Below are 3,059 nucleotides of genomic sequence, written 5' to 3'. Positions count from 1 at the left end.
GTCCGGCAGCGTGTACGAGACCGGCGGACGCACGGTGAACCGCACGCTCAAGCGCGTGTTGTGGCCCGCCGACGCACTGGTCGGCATCCGCCCGCTGTTCGACGACAAGGACGGCGCGGACGCGAACGGCAACGCGGGCTTCGAACTGGTGCGCGTGGATCCGGCCGGCAAGCCGCGACCCGGCAGGGGCCTGAAGGCGACGCTGGTGCGCGAGCTGCGCGACTACCACTGGAACTACGACGAAGACKGCGGCTGGGACTACGACTTCACCCGTCGCTTCGAGAACAAGGACACGCGCGCGCTGGACGTTGGCACGGGAGCGTCGAAGATCGATTTCCCGGTGGAGTGGGGCGAGTACCGGCTGGATGTGTTCGACCCGGCGACCGGCCTGACCACGCGTTACCCGTTCCGTGCCGGCTGGAGCTGGGACGACCAGAACCGCGGCCTCGATGCGCGCCCCGACAAGGTCAAGCTGGCGCTGGACAAGACCGGCTACAAGGCCGGCGACACCTTGAAGGTCACCGTCACGCCGCCGCACGCCGGCAAGGGCCTGCTGATGGTTGAGAGCGACCGCATGCTGTACGTGCAGGCGATCGACGCCAAGCCGGGCAGCACGTTCTCGATTCCCGTGACCAAGGAATGGGAACGCCACGATGTCTACGTCACCGCGCTGGTGTTCCGTGGCGGCTCGGCGCCCAGCAAGATCACGCCGGCGCGTGCGGTCGGCGTGGCGCATGTGCCGATGGATCGCCGCGACCGCCGCGTGGCGGTGGGCCTGTCCGTGCCCAAGCAGATGCGTCCCGAGCAGAACCTGCCGGTCACCGTCAGCGTGCCGGAACTCGCAGGCCAGACCGCCCATGTCACCGTCTCTGCGGTGGACGTGGGCATCCTCAACATCACCCGCTTCCCCGTGCCGGACGCCAACGCGCAGTTCTTCGCGCAGCGCCGGCTGGGGGTGGATGCGTACGACATCTACGGACGCGTGATCGAGAGCTTCGAAGGCGGCAGCGCGAAGATGCGCTTCGGCGGCGACATGGCGCTGTCGGCGTTGCCCCAGGCCAAGCGGCCGACCGCGCGCGTGCAGACAGTGGACCTGTTCTCCGGGCCGGTGAAGCTGGACGGCAAGGGCAATGCACGCGTGGCGCTGAAGGTGCCCGATTTCAACGGCACACTGCGCGTGTCGGCGCTGGTCTATTCGGACACGCGCTACGGCAACCGCGACCGCGAGACGGTCGTGCGCGCGCCCATCGTCGCCGAAGCCAGCCTGCCGCGGGTGCTGGCGCCTGGCGACAGGAGCACGGTGACGCTGGACGTGCAGAACTTCACCGGCAAGGCCGGCGCGTTCAAGGTGCTGGTGAACGGCGAAGGTCCGCTCAACATTGGTGAAGGCAGCAAGAGCGCGGATCTGTCCGTCGACGCCAAACGCACGCTGACGTTCCCGATCACGGCGGGCGAGGGCTATACCACCGCGCAGGTACGCGTGCGCGTCGAAGGCAACGGCTTCAAGGTCGACCGCCGCTACGACGTGCCGGTGCGGGCGGGCTGGCCGGCGGTGCTGCGTTCGCGCACGCAGGTGCTGGACAGCCTGGTGCCGGTGGACATGGGCGCGGGCTTCGCCGACGGGCTGATGCCCGGCTCGGTGACCGCGCGCATGACCGTCTCCGCGCTGCCACCGATTCCGTTCGCCAGTGCGTTGAAGGGCGCGTTGGAGTATCCGTACGGTTGCGCGGAGCAGACCACCAGCAAGGGCTATGCGGCGCTGGAACTGGACGACGCCACCGCCAAGCTGCTGGGCATCGGTGGACTGGAGGCGAAGAAGCGCCGCGAGCGCATGGAGGGCGCGTTCGGTCGGCTGGCATCGATGCAGGTGGCGAACGGCCATTTCTCCATGTGGGGCGACGACGACTATGTCAATCCGGGCCTGACGCCGTACATCGCCGAGTTCCTGCTGGACGCGCGCGAGGGTGGATTCGCCGTGCCGGACACCGTGCTGCAGAAGGCGCTCACCCGCCTCAGCGAAGACCTGCTGGCCGGTGGCGCGCAGTTCTACGGTTACGACCGGCGCGACCATCTCAAGTTCGCCAACCAGGCCTATGCCGGCTATGTGCTCGCACGCGTCAACCGCGCACCGCTGGGCACGCTGCGCGCGCTGTACGACAACGAGCGCGGCAAGACGCTCACCGGCCTGCCGCTGGTGCACCTGGGCATCGCGTTGACGTTGCAGGGCGACAAGGCGCGTGGCGCGAAGGCGATCGCCGAAGGCTTCGCCAAGACCGGCGACCGGCCGGAGTACTTGGGCGACTACGGCACGAAGCTGCGCGACGATGCGTTGATGATCGCGCTGGTGCATGAGCGCAAGCTCGCCAAGCCGGAGTACGACCGCCGGGCGATCTCGCTGGGCCGTGAACTGGATGCGCGCCGCAACAGTGGCTGGATGTGGCTGAGCACGCAAGAGCAGGTGGCGCTGGCAAGGTTGGGCAAGGCGCTGATGGTGGACCAGAAGAAGCTGGTCTCCGGCCAGTGGAGCATCGGCGGGGACGCCGAGGCGATCGCGCCTGTACGGCTGTTCGGCCGCAGCGTCGACTACGCGACGCTGGCACGTGGCGTGCGTTTCGCCCCGGAAGGCTCGCCGCCGCTGTACGCCTCGCTGGACGTGGCAGGCATTCCGCGCAATGCGCCGGCACCCGATGATCGCCAGATCGGCATCGAGCGCCGTTATTACACGACGGACGGGCAGGAGTGGAAGGGCGGGTCACTGAAGGAAGGCGAAGCGCTGATCGTGCGCGTCGGCATCACCGCCAACGTCGCCATGCCGGATGCACTGTTCACCGACCTGTTGCCGGCAGGCCWGGAGATCGAAAACTTCAACCTGGGCGACGCCAAGCAATGGGCCGAGGTGGTCGTGGACGGCATCGCGATCAGCGATCGCGGCAGCGCCGCCGACGTCAAGCACGAGGAGTTCCGGGATGACCGCTACGTGGCGGCGCTGAAGCTGGAGCGCCGCGATACCGCCAAGCTCTTCTACCTGGTCCGCGCGGTGACGCCGGGCACGTACACCG

Annotated in this window: 1 protein-coding gene; it reads left to right on the top strand. The window is 68.3% G+C overall.

Annotation, left to right across the window (positions count from 1 at the left end; genetic code table 11):
* Nucleotides 1-3,059 (top strand): alpha-2-macroglobulin family protein (locus AC04L7_RS15430; protein WP_475513344.1); only part of this gene is annotated, 3,059 nt, incomplete at both ends.

Source organism: Pseudoxanthomonas sp. LjRoot204_2 (genome assembly GCF_056175765.1).
This window is presented reverse-complemented; position numbering and strand designations above follow the sequence as displayed.